Raw genomic sequence first — 15,985 nt, forward strand, 5'->3', positions numbered from 1 at the left:
CTGTGCGAACCGATCTGCGGCCGCACCGGGCACGGCGCCGTCATGGCGCCGCGTTTCGCTTATTGTCCGCGCGTGCCCGTCAGGCGCGCAGCGTTTCCGTCGAGGCGAAGAACATCGCCTGGCTCACGGCGCTGATGACCTGATCGGGTTGATAGGGCTTCGCGATCATGAAGGCCGGCTCCGGCCGTTCCCCCGTCAGAAGCCGCTCCGGGAAGGCCGTGATGAAGATCACCGGCACGTCCAGTTCCGGCAGGATCTCGTTGATCGCGTCGATCCCGCTCGAATTGTCTGCAAGCTGGATGTCGGCGAGGATCAGGTCCGGGCGATCGCGCATTGCCATTTTCACAGCCGCGTCCCGCGTGCGGGCGATGCCCGTCACTTCATGGCCCATCATCGCAACGATACCCTCGAGGTCCATGGCGATGATCGCCTCGTCCTCGATGATCATCACGCGGCCCAAAATCGCCTGTTGCATCTCGTCGCGCGCGAGGTCCACGAGCTGACCGGCCTCATCGGCAGAAATATTCATGATCTCGCCGATTTCCTCGAAGGTGAACCCTTCCACGGTGTGAAGCAGCAGCGCTTCACGCGTATTCGGCGTCAGCTTGGACAGGTGCGCTGTGGCCTGCCCGCGCGGCCCCGTCCCCGGTTCCGGGACTGGCGCACCGGCGCTGGCCCAAATTGAATGGAACACTTTGAACAGTCCAACGTTACCCCCCAGATCGTGATCAAAGCAGGTGGGGTCAGCAAGAATTGCTTCCAGGGTGGCGACTGCATGGGCATCGCCGCTGTCTTGGTTTCCTGTGAGCGCACGGGCGTAGCGCCGCAGATAGGGCAGGTGTGGCCCGATGAGATCGGACATAGTCTTGGGAGGTGTTGGATTAGTCATGCTGTCTCCAAGCGCACAATTTCCACGGAACAAACATTTTTGCAGCGCGTTTGTTCCAAGAAAAAGGTGAATGATGCTAGTAGTCAATTTAGGGCTCAGGGTAAGAGCAAGGCAATGAGCATGAAGTATGAATGTAGTTGAAGACACTTACAGAACTCAGATCGATCAGAACCTGAGACGAATCTTCGAGGAAGATGCGCGTGCCGATCTGCCGGATCGGCTTGTGTCATTGCTTGATAGGCTGGAGCAGGTCGAGGTGCCTGCACGCTCCAATGGCAGGGCATATGGCGGTGCGGACGGAGACTCCTATTGAAGCGAGACGACGCCAAGGCCGAGCTTATCGGCCACATGAAGGTGCTCCGCGCTTTCGCAATGAGCCTTACGCGCAACTCTGCCGCCGCTGACGATCTCGTTCAGGACACGGTTCTGAAAGCATGGTCCAACATGGATCGTTTCGAAGAGGGGTCCAACATGCGGGCTTGGCTCTTCACGATCTTGCGGAACACGTTTTACTCGAACCGCCGAAAGGCATCCCGCGAAACAGAGGATGTGGACGGCGTACTGACCCAGAAATTGGCCGAGAAGCCTGCCCACGACGGGCGATTGCAACTTGCCGATTTCCGTGTCGCATTCGGGACCTTGCCTCCGGAGCAGCGCGAAGTGCTGATGCTGGTGGGGGCCATGCAATACTCCTACGAAGAAGCTGCGGACATGTGCGGCGTCAAGGTGGGGACGATCAAGAGCCGGCTCAATCGAGGCCGCGAAGCGCTCGCCGAAGCGATGCGGTTGAGCGATGACGACCCGTTCGAAATGACGGACGCCGCAACCCATGCAGTCGTGTCGGCCAACGGTGGACAAGTCGGTTGATACGATCCTGGCGCTTGGGTCTTCCGGGGGAGAAACGGCTACCGTTCAGGCGCAGCTTGTCTCTCCGGCTGGCCGGGCTTCTTTCTATCGGACTGCTCCCAGTGGGCCTGATCGCCGTATGGCAGACTACGCGACTTGAGGTGAACCTGGAGGAGGTCAATGCGCTCAACCTGATCGCCCTGACCGGCCAGGTTGCCCAGCACGAGCGCGAAACGATCGATGCGGCATTCGGCGCGGCCACGGCTCTCGCTGCCTTCATCCCTGAGCTCACGGACGATCCGACAGCGTGCAGCGACGCGATGAAGCGCTTCAAGAGGGATTCGGAGGAGCAGTTCGCCTTTGCAGGCTTCTTGCCAGTCTCCGGACAGATGACGTGCTCCACGGTCGATCACACCGTGGACTTGACGCTGCTTGACGACTTCTCTGCGCTGATGCGGGCCGAGAGACCCAATATCATGCTGGAGAAAAACGGTACCTTCTCCGATGAGCCTGTCTTGGTCGCCAGTCTGCCAGTGGTGGCGGACGATGGCGGTTTCGCCGGCTATGTATCGATTTCCGTACCGCAAGCGCGATTTGACAATCCTTACGACCAGATCATCGGCAATCGTAAGATGGATCTCTTCACGGTCAACTCCGCTGGCGAGATCCTGACGTCCTCCACGAATCTCGAGGTGGCCACCGAGCGGCTTCCAGGCGACAGACTCATCTCGGACATGGTCGACGACAGGTCCCAGCGGTTTGACGCCCTGAATGGCGCGGGGGAGCGTCGAGTGTACTCCGTGGTGCCAATTGTCGAGGGCGTCGTCTACGCGGTCGGGGCATGGTCCCCCCCGTATGGCGAAAGCAGCGCGCGTCCGCTGCGGCGGTTCCTGGGGTCTCCCGCGCTCTTTCCCATCATCATGTGGCTCGCGAGCCTTCTGCTCGTGATCATGGCTGTGGAATGGCTCGTGGTGCGTCACGTCCGCGTCATCGCCGGCCAGTTGCGCCGCTTTGCGCGAAACCGAGAGTTGCCCATTCCACCGCCCGAGGGCAGCCTGCCCAACGAACTCGAGATCATTGAGCGTGAGTTCAGCATCCTCGCCTCCCGGCTTTTGCGGGACGAGGCGGAACTTCTGGATGCCATGCACGACAAGGACGTGCTGCTGAAGGAAGTCCATCACCGGGTGAAGAATAACCTTCAGCTCATCTCGTCGATCATCAACATGCAGGTGCGACGCACGAAAAACAAAGCCACCGCCGGTGCACTGGAACGGGTCAACACGCGCGTGACCAGCATGGCGGCGGTTCACCGGCGCCTGTATCAAGCCGAAAGTCTCGGCCGGGTGCGGGCTGACGAGCTGCTGCGCGACGTCGTCACGCCGCTGACGGATATGGGGACCTCCGGAAACACACGGCCACGGGTCGAATTGCGCCTCGACCCGGTTGTCCTCTACCCGGATCAGGCTGTTCCCGCCGCGCTGCTTGCGGTCGAGGCCGTGACAAATGCGCTGAAATACATCGGCACCGACGAGAGCGGCGATTGCTGGGTGCGGGTGTCCTTGGAGATGCTTGACGACGATCATGTCCGTCTGTCAATCCAGAGTTCCATCGCTTCGGATGGCGAGAAAGACACTGCGGACGAGTCCGGGTCCACAGGCGCGGAGGGAACGGGGCTTGGCATGCAGCTCATCCGTGCCTTCGCGAGGCAACTCGAGTCGAAGGAGATAATCGAGGAGGGGCCCTACACCTACACCCTCAGCGTGGTCTTCACGCCCGCTCCCTTCGAAGCCATTGCGACAACGCCCACGCTTGCGACCACCTATCCCAGATCCGCCTGACTGTCGCGCTCGCGCCGAACCTGTCCAGTCGGCAAATCATGGGCACTGGCAGCAGGTCAGATGGCAGTCCCCCCGAGCCGGACGTGGCCCTTCATCCGGAGGGAACATCGCCGACCGCCAGTCGTTGCCACCCCATGTCCAGTAGCTTTCCGCAGTCCACCCCGCAGTCCCCGGAGTCGCGAAGCCCCTTCGATCCCCTGCCGGACCGGGGTACGCCCGGTTCCGCGCAGGAACGCAAGGTCGGCGTCGAAATAGAGTTCGGGAGCATTTCGCCCGATGACGCTCTGAATTGTATCGTGGATACGTTTGGCGGCACGGTGGAGCGAAAGGCCGCGGGCGATTGGGCCGTGACGGGTGGGCGGTACGGAGACATCGCGCTCTACCTCGATACCAAGCTGCGGCCCGCCACCGACACGCCGCTCGCCCGCGCGGGAGTGGAACTCGGTAGGGTCTTGGTGCCACTTGAGGTCGTGACCGAACCGCTGCCGCAGGCTGCGCTTCCAAAGGTCGAGACGGTGATTTCCCGCCTCGCCGAAGCCGGAGCCGCAGGCAGCGATGCCAGCCTGCTGCGTGGATACGGATTGCACCTGAACGTGGAGCTTTCGGATGCACGGGCCGGCAGCGACATGCCCCGGGTCGCATTGGCCTTCTGCCTTCTGGAAAGCTGGCTGCGCCATCGAGACCCGCCGGATCCGAGCCGCCGTATTCTCCCCTTCACCGATCCGCTGCCGGACGCTCTGACGGCGGAACTGGCAAGAGCCTGGCCCGATCTGGATCTTTCTAGACTGCTCAATGCCTTGGCCAAACACGTTTCAAGCCGCAATTATGCGCTGGACCTGTTGCCCGCCTGGTCGGCCGTGGCGCCGGAGAGCTTTGCCCGGGACGTAGGGAACGCCGGAAGCGTCTCGGCGCGGCCCGCCTACCATTACCGGATGCCGAACTGCCGTATCGGAAACTCCAACTGGTCCCTCTCCTATGAATGGAACCGATGGGCACTCGTCGAGGCGGTGGCTACCGACGACCGGCGCCTGTCCGAGCTCGTCTTGGCGAGGCTCCAATCATGGAGCGGAGGGGCATCGAGCCCTGACGACTGGCACGCCACCGTCACGTCGATCCTCGGTCCACTGGCAGACCGTTCGCCCGAGGTCGGCGCAGACGCGGATGGCGAGGGGCGGTGATGTCGTACGCGAGCAGACCGACGATCGCAGTCACGACCTCCGCCCGCTCCGGCTGGCGCATCTTCCCGCTCGTGGCTTTCAACCTGTGGCTGACCGGCGGCAAGGGCCAGAGGTGGGGGACCGGAAGGCCGGCGGATCTCGAAAAAGTGGATGGCCTCATTATCGGCGGCGGGGATGACATATCGCCCACCATCTACGGGGGCGAAATACGTGCAGAGGCACGCCTGGACCCGGAGCGGGATGATCTGGAACGGCGCCTCGCGGAAGCGGCGCTGTCGGAGGGGATTCCTGTTCTCGGCATTTGTCGCGGCGCCCAAATGCTCAACGTCGCAGCCGGGGGAAATTTGGTCGGGGATGCGTTTGCCGCCTATCCCGGCTCAAAGAAATATTACACCATCCTCCCTCGCCGGGAGGTCGTCGCTTCACCTGACACCTGGCTGGCACGGATCACCCGCCGCGAGCGACTTTTGGTGAACGCGTTGCACAGTCAGGCCGTCGATCGGTTGGGCGACGGCCTGCGGATCTCCGCACGGGACGAAGGTGGCATGGTGCAGGCAGTGGAGCGTTCCGGCGATCCTTTCGCCCTCGGCGTCCAATGGCACCCCGAACATCTGTTCTATCGCAAGTCACAGCGGCGCATATTCAGAGCGTTGGTGGCTGCGGCGCGTGCCTACGCTGCCGAAAGGCACGGAATGGGCGCGCAGTCCGAAGCGGTCGCAGATGCAATGGCAGACCCCTGACGCTCACGATCCACTCCCGCGTCGGGTCGCTTGAAAGCTCGGTCAGGGTGCCATCGACGATGTCGCCAAAAAAATGCCCCGCCGAGGGGACCGGCGGGGCGCACTCGTTACACGAGAGAGCGAAAATCTAGTCTGTGAAATTCAGGACCGTATGAAATCCAAGGTCCTCCGAGCTTCCGCCAGCCGTTGCTCGCAGAAGGCGCAACCCGAACACCACCGGGTTACGTGGGCTTGCCCATAGGGCCGCCTCGCGCAGGGTCAGCCGAAGCAAGAGTGCGTCGGCCTCATCGGCGTTTGCCCCCTCGAAAAAGGCGGAGACCATCGGGCTCCACATTTCCTCAAGCCGGGCGGGGTTATCCACTTGTTCAATCGGACCCAACAGACTCAAATAGACGTCTTGATGGGTGCTTACGACCGTGAGGCGTGCTTGCGCACCTTGCCCCACGGCCGCAACCAGATCAGAATTGCGATCCGTAATATACCATAACTCGCCAGCATCCCGCTCCACGAAGTGAGTCATCGGTTGCGGGTGCTGTCGGCTGTCCTCGACCCAGAGCATTCCGGCCGTAGTATCCTCAAGCGTATCAAAGACTACCTTGTGCGGCGCCTCACGCGCCAGGTCGAGATCAGGCATGAATCAGTTCTTCGCCAGCCAGTTGTCGACTTCTTGGCGAGCCTCTTCCTTGGTCTTCCCGTACTTCTCCTGGATAAGACCTTCGAACTGCTCACGGTCGCCCTGAGCTTGCGTCACCTCGTCGTCGGTGAGCTTGCCCCACGACTCGACCATCTTGCCCTTCATCTGTTTCCAGTTGCCTTGGACTTGATCCCAGTTCATTGCAGAATCCTCCGTTTTCAGCGGCGCCACCAGCCGTCGCGCCATCTGCAATATCAACCGTTGATGGGCGCGAATGTTCCTCTCTGCCACGCGGTCGGCAGGCTGATTCACGCGCATCGGGGAAAAGCCAAAGGGCATCAGGCGGCTGCGAACAGCAGGCTGATTCCGTTGATGCAGTGCCGCTTTCCAGTCGGCGGCGGGCCGTCGTCGAAGACATGACCGAGGTGGCTTCCGCAGCGCCGGCAGTGCACTTCGGTTCGCACGAGAAACAGCTTGCGATCCGCCTTGGTCTCAACAGCATTGGGCAGGCTTTCGTAGAAGCTGGGCCACCCCGTGCCACTCTCGAACTTTACCTGCGAGGCGTAGAGTGGCAGATCGCATCCCTTGCAAAGGTATGTACCAGCACGCTTTTCTTCGTTGAGGGGGCTGGTGAAAGCCCGCTCCGTTCCCTCCTGGCGCATCACGCGGTATTCGGCCGGCGTCAGCATCGCGCGCCATTGCTCGTCCGTGCGCGTAATCTCGAAACTGTCCTCGGACGCCAGCAGGGGCTTGGAGCACAGTCCGAAACAGGTGGTGGATAAAATTGCCATGCGGCGGTTCATTGGAGCCTCCCGTGCCCGCGTATCAAACGCGAGGACTGTAGCACCGACGCGCCACTTGCAGCTCAAACGGCGTTCCCGCCTCGCTGGGATGTGATGGAAGGTGTTCGCCGTCAGACCATTTCCGGCGGCGCAAACGGCACGAAGGTTCCGAACCGGCGCGGCGCGGATTCCGGGAAAGGCAGAAGGAAACCTTGGCGCTCGGCCGGGGCTGTTTTGGCATTCATGTGTGCCAGAGCCGTCCACGCTGCCGGGGCCGTGGCCGGGTCCAGCAATCCCGGATCCGGGACGTCGGGCAACCAATGCTCCATGACCCGTTTTCTGATGGCCGTCACCTGCTCCGGGACGGTCAGCGCCACGCCGACCTCGGTATCCCATTTCATGCTGCGCCCGTTCAGGTTGGCCGAACTGACGATCGCGCAACGATCATCGAAGAGTGACACCTTGGCATGGACGTACACCAGTGGCGCACTCATCAACGTCGCCCGGTCGCCGTCCGGTGGCACCCCGCGGGGTTGCGCGGGGGAAATCAGACAGGCCCGTGCGCCGAAAGATTTGCGAATGCGCGCCAAGCAGCGTGCCTGAAGCTCCTCCCCGAACCGGGCATCCAGCGCTTGGTTTCCGTCGAAGGCGATGTCCTCCGGCGCGGCGGGCAATATCACGATAAGTCCCAGGTCCGGCACTTCTTCTGCCCGCTTTGCCAACGCTTCGGCGATGGGCAGGTAGCGGAGAAATTGCGACTCCAGGTAGATCAGCTGCTCTGCGCGACCGATTTCTTCCAGATGACGGTCAAAAATCTCGTGAACCACGGGACGTGGCCCAATCATGGGCGCCAGCTTCGGCCGCACGCAGGACAGCGTTCTGAGGAGCCCGGGGCGCGGCGACGGCGGGACCCGGCCCGTGCATTCGTCCTGAAACGCCCGCAAGTGATCCTCCGCAGAACCGGCCACTTCGCCCGTCAGGCAAAGCTGAACGTCGTGCCAGGTCTCCCCTCCGGCCCGATCATGGGTTGGGTCGTCATACCGGCGTTCATTGAGGTCGATCCCGCCGATATAGAGGTACTCCCGGTCAATCACCGCAAGCTTCTGGTGATGGGAGCCGGGATACATAGGCGGCAGCCGGCGTCGGACCCGAACCTTGCCATTCGGCTTGCGGTGCAACATCGCCGCCAGGCCGGGCACCGAGTCCAGGTACTGGTCCCGGGCGGATTCGGCCAACTGGTTCAGCCGGCGGGCCTGTTTCGCGATCTCCCGCCATTCCAGCGGGGCGAACAGGATCCTGTGCCACAGGCTGGATTGCGCCGGATGCCGAACACAGGCAAGCTTGAACCGCTCTTCCGCACCAGAAGCCCGCGCCGCCGCGCGCAGCTTCTCCGCCGACTCTTGTGCCAGATGATGCAGCGCCGGACGGTGGACCGGGTCGAAGTCCGCCAAGGTGAATTCAAACGAGATCCCTTCGCGGAGCCGGTGCGCGATCAGGTCGGCCCAAGTCTCCCCGATGGCCTGCCCTTCCTCCGAATGCAGGCGCGTGTCGGCGTCGAAAATACGAAAACCCGCCACCACCCGTTTCTTGGCCCCAAGAACGAGGCGCTCAAGCTGCGGAAAGGCCTCCGAAGCTGTCAGAAGGAGCATTGGGTCCGTTGGCGAGGTCGGTGCTTGCGGCATCGTCGTCGTTGGCATTTGCATTGGGTCAACTTTGCATGCTTGAGCGTGTTCCGCCATATGACCTGGGGCCGATTCAGGCATAAAAAACCCCCGCCACGAGGGCGGGGGCATGAAGTTCCAGGGCATGCACCCTGTTGAGGGAACTCAAGTCGCGGCGAGTGACCGCAGCATCCAGGCTGCCTTTTCGTGGAACGCAGCGCGGGCAATCGCGAGATCTGCCGTCACCGGGTCGTTGTTCTTTTCCTCGGCCAGCCCGACGAGATCGCGCAGCCGGCTCGCAACGCGTTCGTGGTCGTTGGCGAGGTCAGTCGCCATCTCGCCAGCCGACGGAGTGCCCTCGGCGTCCTTGATGACGGAGGTCTCGACGATGTCGGCCATCTTCATCGGAGCCAGGTGCCCCAATGCGCGGATGCGCTCGGCCAGCACATCGGTGGCGGCGAAAAGGTTGTTATACTGTTCTTCGGTCAGGTGGTGCAGCGCATAGAACAGCGGACCTTCGACGTTCCAGTGGTAGGCGTGCGTTTTCAGGACCAGGGCATAGGTATCCGACAGGATATCGGCAAGGGCGCTGGCAACGGCTCCCGTGTCCTCGACACCGGTATCGACTTTGGTGGAAGACGGGACAACTTTAAGCGGTTCAGACATCTTTTGAGGACTCCTCAGAAGGCAATCGGGTTTCAATGGACCGGCCCGTCATCGACTTCTGGACCGGTATCGTATCGCTGAGCACAGCGCGGGGTTTTCGCTCGACGGTCTATCGTTGCGGTGTACTCCCGCGCATCGCCCGGACAATCAGAGCGACGACAAACAGAACCAGGAAAACAAAGAACAGGATCTGCGCGATCCCGGCCGAGGCACTCGCAATGCCGCCGAATCCGAAAACCGCAGCGATCAGGGCGATTACCAAAAAGGTCAGGGCCCATCCGAGCATGGCGTTTCTCCTTCGGTCGGTATGAAGCCTGCGATCAGCCTCTCTGCCGGGTGAACGGAGCGCCAAGCCAAAGGTTCCTTTCACTGGAAAACTTTCGCGACGTCCGGTCAGCGGTTGCGCAACGCGTCGATCAACTCGGACTTGGTCATGTCGGAGCGACCAGAAATATCCAGCTCCCGGGCCCGATCGTAGAGGTCGTCCTTCGTCCACTCCTCATGGGGCGGAGCCTTGCCACCCTTCCTGGACGGCTCCTGATCCTCGTTGGCTTGGGCGTTGGCGATGGCTGCGGCTTTCTGTTTGCTAGCGCCTTTGTCCCGCAGTGCCTCGTATGTTTCGTCGTCCTTGATGGACTTGCCGTGGTCGCGAGTCATCTCCGATCCTCCTTGAGTGCCAAACGCGGAGCGGGTCGCGTCTGTGCGCGTCCGTCCAGCGCGATATGTCACACAACGGCGACCGGACCGGGATGTTCCCCGACCGGGGTGGGAGACGACATAAGCTCCGACAAGGGCTGAAAGTCCAAATGCCAGGCGCAAATCGACCGCCCGCGGGAGGAACGGGCGGTCGTTGAGGGCCGGCTCAGCCGGCCTTATCGGGCCGGTCGGGATCTCAGAGGATCGATTGGCCCGTGGCTGCCCAGTCTTTGGCGAATTGGTCCAGGCCCTTGTCGGTCAGCACGTGCTTGGCAAGGCTCTTGATCACGGCGGGCGGGATCGTGGCGACGTCGGCCCCGGCAAGCGCGGCCTCTTTCACGTGGTTGGCCGAACGGATGGAAGCGGCCAGGATCTGGGTGTCGAAGGCGTAGTTGTCGTAAATCACGCGAATGTCGCGGATCAACTCCATCCCGTCGAGACTCAGGTCGTCCAGCCGGCCAAGGAATGGGGAGATGTAAGTCGCGCCCGCTTTCGCCGCCAGCAACGCCTGGTTGGGCGAGAAGCAGAGGGTGACGTTCGTGTCGATGCCTTTGTCCGTCAGGTAGCGGCAAGTCTTCAGCCCATCCAGCGTGAGCGGAAGCTTGATGACGACGTTCTTGGCGATCTTCGACAGATGGTCAGCCTCCGCAACCATGCCGTCGTAGTCCATGGCGGCGACCTCGGCCGAAACCGGCCCGTCCACGACGCCGCAGATCTCGGCGATCACTTCCTTGAAGTCACGTCCGGACTTGGCGATCAGCGAGGGGTTGGTGGTCACCCCGTCGAGCAGCCCGTAGTCGTTCAGTTCCTTAATGTCATCGATGATGGCGGTATCGACGAAGAATTTCATGGTCCTGTCTCCTTACTTGCCCAACAGCACTTTGGCGCGGGCGATGATTGCGTCCTTGGTGATGCCGAATTTCTCGTAGAGCTCTTCGGCCGGCGCCGAGGCACCGAAGCTGTCCATCCCGATCACGTCATCCTCGCTTGCAACGTAGCGGGTCCAGCCGAACTTGCCGGCGGCTTCAACGGCGATGCGCGGCGCCTGGCCGAGAACTTCGGCGCGGTAGCCCGCATCCTGCTCCTCGAACAGTTCCCAGCTCGGCATGGACACGACGGCGACGCCCAGGCCACCTTCGGCGAGTGCATCGGCTGCCTCGACGGCAAGGCTCACCTCGGTGCCCGTGGCGATCAGCGTCAGGTCCCGGCCCTCGCCGGCCTGATGGATGACATAGGCGCCCTTCGCGGACAGGTTCTCGTCCCCCGCTTCCGTCCGAAGTTGCGGTACGCCCTGACGGGACAGTGCCATCAGGGATGGCCGATTCCGCGAGCGGATCGCGATTTCCCAGCATTCCAGCGTTTCCATCGCATCGGCGGGCCGGAAGACCAGCAGGTTCGGCATCGCGCGAAGGGAGGCCATGTGCTCCACCGGTTGGTGGGTTGGACCATCCTCGCCCAGCCCGATGGAGTCGTGGGTCATCACGTAGATCGTTCCCACACCCATCAGGGCGGAAATCCGGATCGCATTCCGCGCGTAGTCGGAGAACACGAGGAACGTGCCGCCGTAGGGGATCAGCCCGCCATGGGCCGACATGCCGTTCATCGCGGCGGCCATCCCGAACTCACGAACACCGAAGCCGATATAGCGACCGGCGGCGGCGCGGCTGAACTGGGTGTCCACGGCCGGCACACGCGTGAGGTTGGAGCCAGTCAGGTCCGCCGAGCCGCCGATCAGTTCCGGCAGCGCCGGGGCAAGGGCGGCGAGGGCCATCTGGCTGGCCTTGCGGGTCGCCACTTTCTGCGGCTTGTCGAAGAGGGCCTTCCGCGCTTCGGCCACGGCGACGTCGAAACCTTCGGGGAGAACTCTGGCCATGCGGCGCTCGAACTCAGCGCGAAGCGCAGCGTCCGCTCCGGCCAGCCGGGCTTCCCAGGCTTTCCGTTCTTTCCCGCCGCGCGCACCGATCTCGCGCCAAGTCTTCGCAAGATCCTCGGGGATCGCGAACGGTTCGCCCGTCCAGCCGTAGGCCGCCTTCGCGCCTGCGGCTTCTTCGGCACCCAGCGGCGCACCGTGGGAGCTTTCCTGGCCCGCTTTCGTCGGAGCGCCGAGGCCGATCACCGTCTTCATGTCGATCAGTGTCGGTTTGCTCGTCTCCGCCTTCGCTGCCGTGATGGCGGCATCGAGCGCGGATGCGTCATGACCGCTGCAGCTCAGAACCTGCCAGCCGCAGGCGGCGAACCGCGCGGGGACATCCTCCGAGAAGGACACGGAGGTCGGCCCGTCGATGGTAATGCCGTTGTCGTCGTACAAAACGATCAACTTGCCCAGCCCGAGGTGGCCGGCGAGCGAGATCGCCTCCTGCCCGATGCCTTCTTCGAGGCAGCCGTCACCGAGGAACACGTAGGTGCGGTGATCCACGAGGTCGTCGCCGAACTCCGCGGCCAGCGCGCGCTCCGCCATTGCCATGCCGACGGCACCGGCGAGCCCCTGACCAAGTGGGCCGGTGGTGGTTTCGATGCCCTTGGCGTGGCCGTATTCAGGGTGACCGGCCGTCTTAGAGTCGAGCTGCCGGAAGTTCCGGATCTGCTCGATCGTCATATCCTCGTAGCCCGTCAGGTGCAGTAGAGCATAGAGCATCATCGACGCATGGCCGTTCGACAGAACGAACCGGTCGCGGTCCGGCCAGTCGGGGGTGGATGCGTCGAATTTCAGATGCTTACGGAACAGCACGGTGGCCGCGTCCGCCATCCCCATGGGTGCGCCAGGATGCCCCGAATTGGCCGCTTCCACCGCATCGATGGCAAGCGTACGGATGCAGTTGGCGAGTGCGAAGTTCTCCGGGTCGAGTCGCGCCGTGTCGAGAGACGAAGCCGGCGAATCTAATGACATGGAATTGATCCTCCTTGGTTACCGTCCGTCTACAACGGGTTCAAAAAAATAACAATAGAAAATCTCAAAACATCACTTGAGGTGTGATGTTTGTTACGTATATGTTAAGTCACGACGACGTACCCCCGGAGTTTCGAAGGGAAAACGGTTGAAACGCGACGACCGGCAACAGGCGATCATGGAGCTTCTCGTCCTTCAGGGCGAAGTGGGCCTGGAGGAGCTTGCCAACCGCTTCGCCGTGTCGAAGATGACCATTCACCGGGATCTCGACGAACTGGAGGGCCACGGCCTTATCCGAAAGATCCGCGGTGGAGCGACGATCGAATCCGGTACCCAGTTTGAAAGCGACTTCCGATTTCGCGAGCGCCAGGGACAGGACGTGAAGGCTGCCATGGCCGAGGCCGCGCTGGCGCTGGTCGAGCCGGGAATGACAGTGATGATCAACGACGGCTCAATGGCCGCCGTTTTGGGCGAGCGGCTCGTGGAGAAACGCCCTCTGACCGTCATCACCAACAACGCCGCCGTGATGGAGGCGCTCCGCTTGGATACCGGCATCACACTCATCGCCCTCGGCGGGACCTTCTCGCCAAAGTTCAACGCGTTTTTCGGGTCCCTGGCGGAAGCCGGCCTTGCCCGACTCCGCGCCGACATCTCCTTCATCTCCTCGCCCGCCGTGTCCGGGCTGGAGGTCTTTCACATGGACGATTCCGTGGTGCGGGCCAAGCGCGCCATGATGGCCTCCGGCACCCGGCGGTGCCTGTTGGTCAACCACACCCGCTTCGACCGGACGGCCCTGCACAAATTGGCTGATCTGGACGAGTTCGATTTTATCATCACCGACAAAGCCCCGTCGCAAACGGCCCTTCACGCGCTTGAAAGCGCCGGCCTCACCCTGACGGTGGCCGAACACAGGGAGACCCTCTCATGACCACGCCGACAGCCTGGATTGGCACGAGCTGGAAGATGAACAAGGTACTGGCAGAAGCCGAGAGCTTCGCCACCGCGCTGGCAGCCGCTGATGGCGACCGCGACGAGCGGATCCAACGCTTCGTCATCCCACCGTTTACCGCGGTGCGCCAGGTCAAGCAGATCCTTGCCGATACCTCCGTCAAGGTCGGTGCGCAGAACATGCACTGGGACGACGCGGGCGCCTGGACGGGCGAGGTCTCTCCGATGATGCTGACGGATTGCACCCTCGATATCGTCGAACTCGGCCACTCCGAACGGCGCGAACACTTCGGCGAAACCGACGAAACGGTGGGGCTGAAGACCGAGGCCGCAGTGCGCCACGGCCTGATTCCGCTCATCTGCATCGGCGAAACGCTGGAGCAGCGGGAGTCCGGCCGCGCGCAGGACGTGCTGGAGGCGGAAGTCCGCGGCGCGCTCGGCAAACTGTCGAATGACCAGAAATCCGCCGAGATCCTTCTGGCCTACGAGCCGGTCTGGGCCATCGGCGTAAACGGCATTCCCGCCACCTCGGACTATGCCGATGCCCGGCAGGCCGAGATCATTGACGTGGCCGAAGACATCCTCGGCCGCCGCATTCCCTGCCTCTACGGCGGCTCGGTGAACCCGGAGAATTGCGAGGAACTCATCCAGTGTCCGCATATCGACGGGCTCTTCATCGGGCGTTCGGCATGGAACGTCGAAGGCTACCTCGATATCCTCGCAAAATGCGCCGCCGTGATCTGATACTGTCTCAAGGAGAAACCCCATGAAAATTGCAGTTGCCGGCGACAGCGCCGGAGAACCCCTCGCCAAAGTCCTGGCAGAACACCTGTCCAAAACCCACGAGGTGTCTGAGATTTCCCGGACGAGCGAAGGGCTCGATCCCTTTTACGCCAACCTGTCCGACCGGGTCGCCTCCGCCGTTCTTGCCGGCGAATACGACCGCGCGATCCTGTGCTGCGGTACCGGCATCGGCGTGGCAATGTCTGCCAACAAGGTGCCTGGCATCCGTGCAGCACAATGCCACGACACGTATTCCGCCGAGCGCGCGGCCCTCTCCAACAATGCCCAGATCATCACCATGGGCGCCCGTGTGATCGGCTCCGAACTGGCGAAGGCCATTGCGGATGCGTTCCTCGCCAACACCAACGATTTCGACCCCGAAGGCCGGTCGGCCGCGAACGTGAACGCGATCAACGAGGTCGACGCGAAGTATAACGCCTGACCCGTATCGGTGCGGGACAAACAAAAAGGGCGTCCGGTACTGCCGGGCGCCCTTTGCATTTAGTGACATTCAGTGAGCGGTACACCTGCGCTCTTCGCCGATATCGTCGGGAGAGCGCGTTCCCCAATTCTCGTCAGAGGCTTTGTTCGACGTCCTGCGCGGTGTCGGTGACGGTTTCACCGGCGTTTTCGATGTCACGCCCGGCACCTTGCACAGTCTCGCAAGCGGACAGCGCAAACAGGGCAAGGATGGCGAATAGAGAAAGGGGTTTGCTGGTCATGATAACTCCGTGCTGCACATGGCTATTGCGTGAAAACGCACGTGCGCCGCAGATGTTCCCTCAACTCATGTCACATTGCGCTGCGCGGCGACTGCTTCAGCAATGAGGCGAAGTTCCTCGTGAATTGCCGCCTCCACCGCATAAGCGGCGTCGGGATCTGCCCCAGGGTCCTCTTCGTGCTCACCTTCCATAGAATCGAGGGCGACCAGCGTACGAAGCCGGCTCCGCCCACCCTCTCCATCCTCCAGCACCGCGGTCACGAGCGCGGCCAGCACTTTTCGCTGTGCCAGCAATCTGCCCTCCATCAGCTCCGGTGACGTCTGTGTCTTGGCGCCGGTTTCCATTGCGGTCCCTCCGTTTGTGGCCGTGCTAGGGTCAGGACCCATTGATTTCCGGGTAGGGGCGTGATTCACGGTCCGAAAACCGAGCGGTGAACATGTCTGATCTTTTCTGGCTGACGGATGCGCAGATGGCGCGTCTTGAGCCTTTCTTCCCAAAGTCCCATGGCAAGCCTCGCGTCGATGACAAGCGTGTTTTGAGCGGGATTATCTTCATCAATCGCAATGGCTTACGATGGCGAGATGCGCCGAGGGAATATGGCCCGCACAAAACGCTCTACAACCGTTGGAAGCGTTGGAGCGATAAAGGCATCTTTGCCCAGATGATGGTCGGCTTGGCCGCTGATCACGGCGAGCAGACGACGGTCATGATCGAC

21 protein-coding genes are annotated in these 15,985 nt (G+C 62.3%); 9 read left to right on the forward strand and 12 right to left on the reverse strand.

Going from position 1 to position 15,985, the window contains the following annotated elements; translation table 11 throughout:
• Nucleotides 1-79 precede the first annotated feature (79 nt).
• Nucleotides 80-889 carry a response regulator gene (locus BM075_RS18605; RefSeq protein ID WP_093362199.1) on the reverse strand — a complete coding sequence of 270 codons (810 nt, stop codon included), beginning with the start codon at nt 887-889 and terminating at the stop codon, nt 80-82.
• A gap of 127 nt (nt 890-1,016) precedes the next feature.
• Here BM075_RS18605 and BM075_RS18610 point away from each other — a divergent pair, with 127 nt between their 5' ends.
• The 5 genes from BM075_RS18610 (at nt 1,017) to BM075_RS18630 (ending at nt 5,491) form a co-directional block, all read left to right on the forward strand.
• Nucleotides 1,017-1,202, forward strand: a complete 186-nt coding sequence (locus BM075_RS18610) for a NepR family anti-sigma factor (RefSeq protein ID WP_093362200.1) — start codon at nt 1,017-1,019, stop codon at nt 1,200-1,202.
• Complete coding sequence (locus tag BM075_RS18615; RefSeq protein ID WP_093362201.1) at nt 1,199-1,756, forward strand: RNA polymerase sigma factor; 558 nt, start codon at nt 1,199-1,201, stop codon at nt 1,754-1,756. Before BM075_RS18610 ends, BM075_RS18615 begins: the two co-directional genes overlap by 4 nt.
• Nucleotides 1,757-1,857: 101 nt before the next feature.
• Nucleotides 1,858-3,573, forward strand: coding sequence for a sensor histidine kinase (locus tag BM075_RS18620; RefSeq protein ID WP_143089909.1), 1,716 nt, complete (start codon nt 1,858-1,860; stop codon nt 3,571-3,573).
• A 134-nt stretch (nt 3,574-3,707) separates the two neighbouring features.
• Nucleotides 3,708-4,751 (forward strand): amidoligase family protein, encoded by a 1,044-nt coding sequence (locus tag BM075_RS18625; RefSeq protein WP_177208412.1) that lies wholly within the window; start codon nt 3,708-3,710, stop codon nt 4,749-4,751.
• Nucleotides 4,751-5,491 (forward strand): gamma-glutamyl-gamma-aminobutyrate hydrolase family protein, encoded by a 741-nt coding sequence (locus tag BM075_RS18630; protein ID WP_093362204.1) that lies wholly within the window; start codon nt 4,751-4,753, stop codon nt 5,489-5,491. Before BM075_RS18625 ends, BM075_RS18630 begins: the two co-directional genes overlap by 1 nt.
• Nucleotides 5,492-5,618: 127 nt before the next feature.
• On the opposite strand, the gene BM075_RS18635 is transcribed toward BM075_RS18630, so the two are convergent.
• The 9 genes from BM075_RS18635 to tkt form a co-directional block, all read right to left on the reverse strand.
• Nucleotides 5,619-6,125, reverse strand: a complete 507-nt coding sequence (locus BM075_RS18635) for a pyridoxamine 5'-phosphate oxidase family protein (protein ID WP_093362205.1) — start codon at nt 6,123-6,125, stop codon at nt 5,619-5,621.
• Nucleotides 6,126-6,128: 3 nt separating this feature from the next.
• On the reverse strand, nt 6,129-6,464 hold the full coding sequence (locus tag BM075_RS25130) for a CsbD family protein (protein ID WP_342741265.1): 336 nt from the start codon (nt 6,462-6,464) through the stop codon (nt 6,129-6,131).
• Entirely contained in the window at nt 6,464-6,928 is a 465-nt protein-coding gene (gene msrB, locus BM075_RS18645; protein WP_093362206.1) for a peptide-methionine (R)-S-oxide reductase MsrB, read from the reverse strand. The genes BM075_RS25130 and msrB overlap by 1 nt, the downstream gene beginning before the upstream one ends.
• 110 nt (nt 6,929-7,038) lie before the next feature.
• A complete protein-coding gene (locus BM075_RS18650) occupies nt 7,039-8,556 on the reverse strand; it encodes a phospholipase D-like domain-containing protein (RefSeq protein ID WP_177208413.1) in 1,518 nt (505 codons plus the stop codon).
• Nucleotides 8,557-8,733: 177 nt separating this feature from the next.
• Nucleotides 8,734-9,234, reverse strand: coding sequence for a Dps family protein (locus tag BM075_RS18655; RefSeq protein WP_093362208.1), 501 nt, complete (start codon nt 9,232-9,234; stop codon nt 8,734-8,736).
• Between the two features lie 109 nt (nt 9,235-9,343).
• Nucleotides 9,344-9,520 (reverse strand): DUF1328 domain-containing protein, encoded by a 177-nt coding sequence (locus BM075_RS18660; protein WP_093362209.1) that lies wholly within the window; start codon nt 9,518-9,520, stop codon nt 9,344-9,346.
• Nucleotides 9,521-9,627: 107 nt separating this feature from the next.
• Nucleotides 9,628-9,891, reverse strand: a complete 264-nt coding sequence (locus BM075_RS18665) for a DUF7218 family protein (RefSeq protein WP_093362210.1) — start codon at nt 9,889-9,891, stop codon at nt 9,628-9,630.
• Nucleotides 9,892-10,126: 235 nt separating this feature from the next.
• On the reverse strand, nt 10,127-10,780 hold the full coding sequence (fsa, locus tag BM075_RS18670; RefSeq protein WP_093362211.1) for a fructose-6-phosphate aldolase: 654 nt from the start codon (nt 10,778-10,780) through the stop codon (nt 10,127-10,129).
• A 12-nt stretch (nt 10,781-10,792) separates the two neighbouring features.
• Nucleotides 10,793-12,817 carry a transketolase gene (tkt, locus tag BM075_RS18675; protein WP_093362212.1) on the reverse strand — a complete coding sequence of 675 codons (2,025 nt, stop codon included), beginning with the start codon at nt 12,815-12,817 and terminating at the stop codon, nt 10,793-10,795.
• A gap of 148 nt (nt 12,818-12,965) precedes the next feature.
• Between tkt and BM075_RS18680 the strand changes: the two genes are divergently transcribed.
• From BM075_RS18680 to derI, 3 genes are read left to right on the forward strand one after another with little or no spacing between them, the layout of a single operon-like run.
• Nucleotides 12,966-13,745, forward strand: coding sequence for a DeoR/GlpR family DNA-binding transcription regulator (locus BM075_RS18680; RefSeq protein WP_093362213.1), 780 nt, complete (start codon nt 12,966-12,968; stop codon nt 13,743-13,745).
• Entirely contained in the window at nt 13,742-14,509 is a 768-nt protein-coding gene (locus BM075_RS18685; RefSeq protein WP_093362214.1) for a triose-phosphate isomerase, read from the forward strand. Before BM075_RS18680 ends, BM075_RS18685 begins: the two co-directional genes overlap by 4 nt.
• Before the next feature lie 22 nt (nt 14,510-14,531).
• Nucleotides 14,532-14,990, forward strand: a complete 459-nt coding sequence (gene derI, locus BM075_RS18690) for a D-erythrulose-4-phosphate isomerase (protein WP_093362215.1) — start codon at nt 14,532-14,534, stop codon at nt 14,988-14,990.
• A 133-nt stretch (nt 14,991-15,123) separates the two neighbouring features.
• On the opposite strand, the gene BM075_RS18695 is transcribed toward derI, so the two are convergent.
• Nucleotides 15,124-15,270, reverse strand: a complete 147-nt coding sequence (locus BM075_RS18695; protein ID WP_093362216.1) for an entericidin A/B family lipoprotein — start codon at nt 15,268-15,270, stop codon at nt 15,124-15,126.
• A 65-nt stretch (nt 15,271-15,335) separates the two neighbouring features.
• Nucleotides 15,336-15,614, reverse strand: a complete 279-nt coding sequence (locus BM075_RS18700; RefSeq protein WP_093362217.1) for a hypothetical protein — start codon at nt 15,612-15,614, stop codon at nt 15,336-15,338.
• A gap of 92 nt (nt 15,615-15,706) precedes the next feature.
• Between BM075_RS18700 and BM075_RS18705 the strand changes: the two genes are divergently transcribed.
• On the forward strand, nt 15,707-15,985 hold a 279-nt coding region (locus BM075_RS18705; protein ID WP_143089910.1), incomplete at its 3' end, for a transposase.

Origin of the sequence: Tropicimonas isoalkanivorans (assembly GCF_900112335.1) — a bacterium.
In the GTDB taxonomy this organism is placed as follows: Bacteria; Pseudomonadota; Alphaproteobacteria; order Rhodobacterales; family Rhodobacteraceae; genus Tropicimonas; species Tropicimonas isoalkanivorans.

Excerpts from the sequence above, each read along its gene's own strand:
- msrB (WP_093362206.1), bottom strand. The coding sequence starts at position 6,928 with ATGAACCGCCGCATGGCAATTTTATCCACCACCTGTTTCGGACTGTGC.
- BM075_RS18695 (WP_093362216.1), bottom strand. The coding sequence starts at position 15,270 with ATGACCAGCAAACCCCTTTCTCTATTCGCCATCCTTGCCCTGTTTGCG.
- BM075_RS18625 (WP_177208412.1), top strand. The coding sequence starts at position 3,708 with ATGTCCAGTAGCTTTCCGCAGTCCACCCCGCAGTCCCCGGAGTCGCGA.
- tkt (WP_093362212.1), bottom strand. The coding sequence starts at position 12,817 with ATGTCATTAGATTCGCCGGCTTCGTCTCTCGACACGGCGCGACTCGAC.
- BM075_RS18650 (WP_177208413.1), bottom strand. The coding sequence starts at position 8,556 with ATGCTCCTTCTGACAGCTTCGGAGGCCTTTCCGCAGCTTGAGCGCCTC.
- BM075_RS18635 (WP_093362205.1), bottom strand. The coding sequence starts at position 6,125 with ATGCCTGATCTCGACCTGGCGCGTGAGGCGCCGCACAAGGTAGTCTTT.
- BM075_RS18655 (WP_093362208.1), bottom strand. The coding sequence starts at position 9,234 with ATGTCTGAACCGCTTAAAGTTGTCCCGTCTTCCACCAAAGTCGATACC.
- fsa (WP_093362211.1), bottom strand. The coding sequence starts at position 10,780 with ATGAAATTCTTCGTCGATACCGCCATCATCGATGACATTAAGGAACTG.
- derI (WP_093362215.1), top strand. The coding sequence starts at position 14,532 with ATGAAAATTGCAGTTGCCGGCGACAGCGCCGGAGAACCCCTCGCCAAA.
- BM075_RS18700 (WP_093362217.1), bottom strand. The coding sequence starts at position 15,614 with ATGGAAACCGGCGCCAAGACACAGACGTCACCGGAGCTGATGGAGGGC.
- BM075_RS18665 (WP_093362210.1), bottom strand. The coding sequence starts at position 9,891 with ATGACTCGCGACCACGGCAAGTCCATCAAGGACGACGAAACATACGAG.
- BM075_RS18610 (WP_093362200.1), top strand. The coding sequence starts at position 1,017 with ATGAATGTAGTTGAAGACACTTACAGAACTCAGATCGATCAGAACCTG.
- BM075_RS18630 (WP_093362204.1), top strand. The coding sequence starts at position 4,751 with ATGTCGTACGCGAGCAGACCGACGATCGCAGTCACGACCTCCGCCCGC.
- BM075_RS18605 (WP_093362199.1), bottom strand. The coding sequence starts at position 889 with ATGACTAATCCAACACCTCCCAAGACTATGTCCGATCTCATCGGGCCA.
- BM075_RS18660 (WP_093362209.1), bottom strand. The coding sequence starts at position 9,520 with ATGCTCGGATGGGCCCTGACCTTTTTGGTAATCGCCCTGATCGCTGCG.
- BM075_RS18685 (WP_093362214.1), top strand. The coding sequence starts at position 13,742 with ATGACCACGCCGACAGCCTGGATTGGCACGAGCTGGAAGATGAACAAG.
- BM075_RS25130 (WP_342741265.1), bottom strand. The coding sequence starts at position 6,464 with ATGCCCTTTGGCTTTTCCCCGATGCGCGTGAATCAGCCTGCCGACCGC.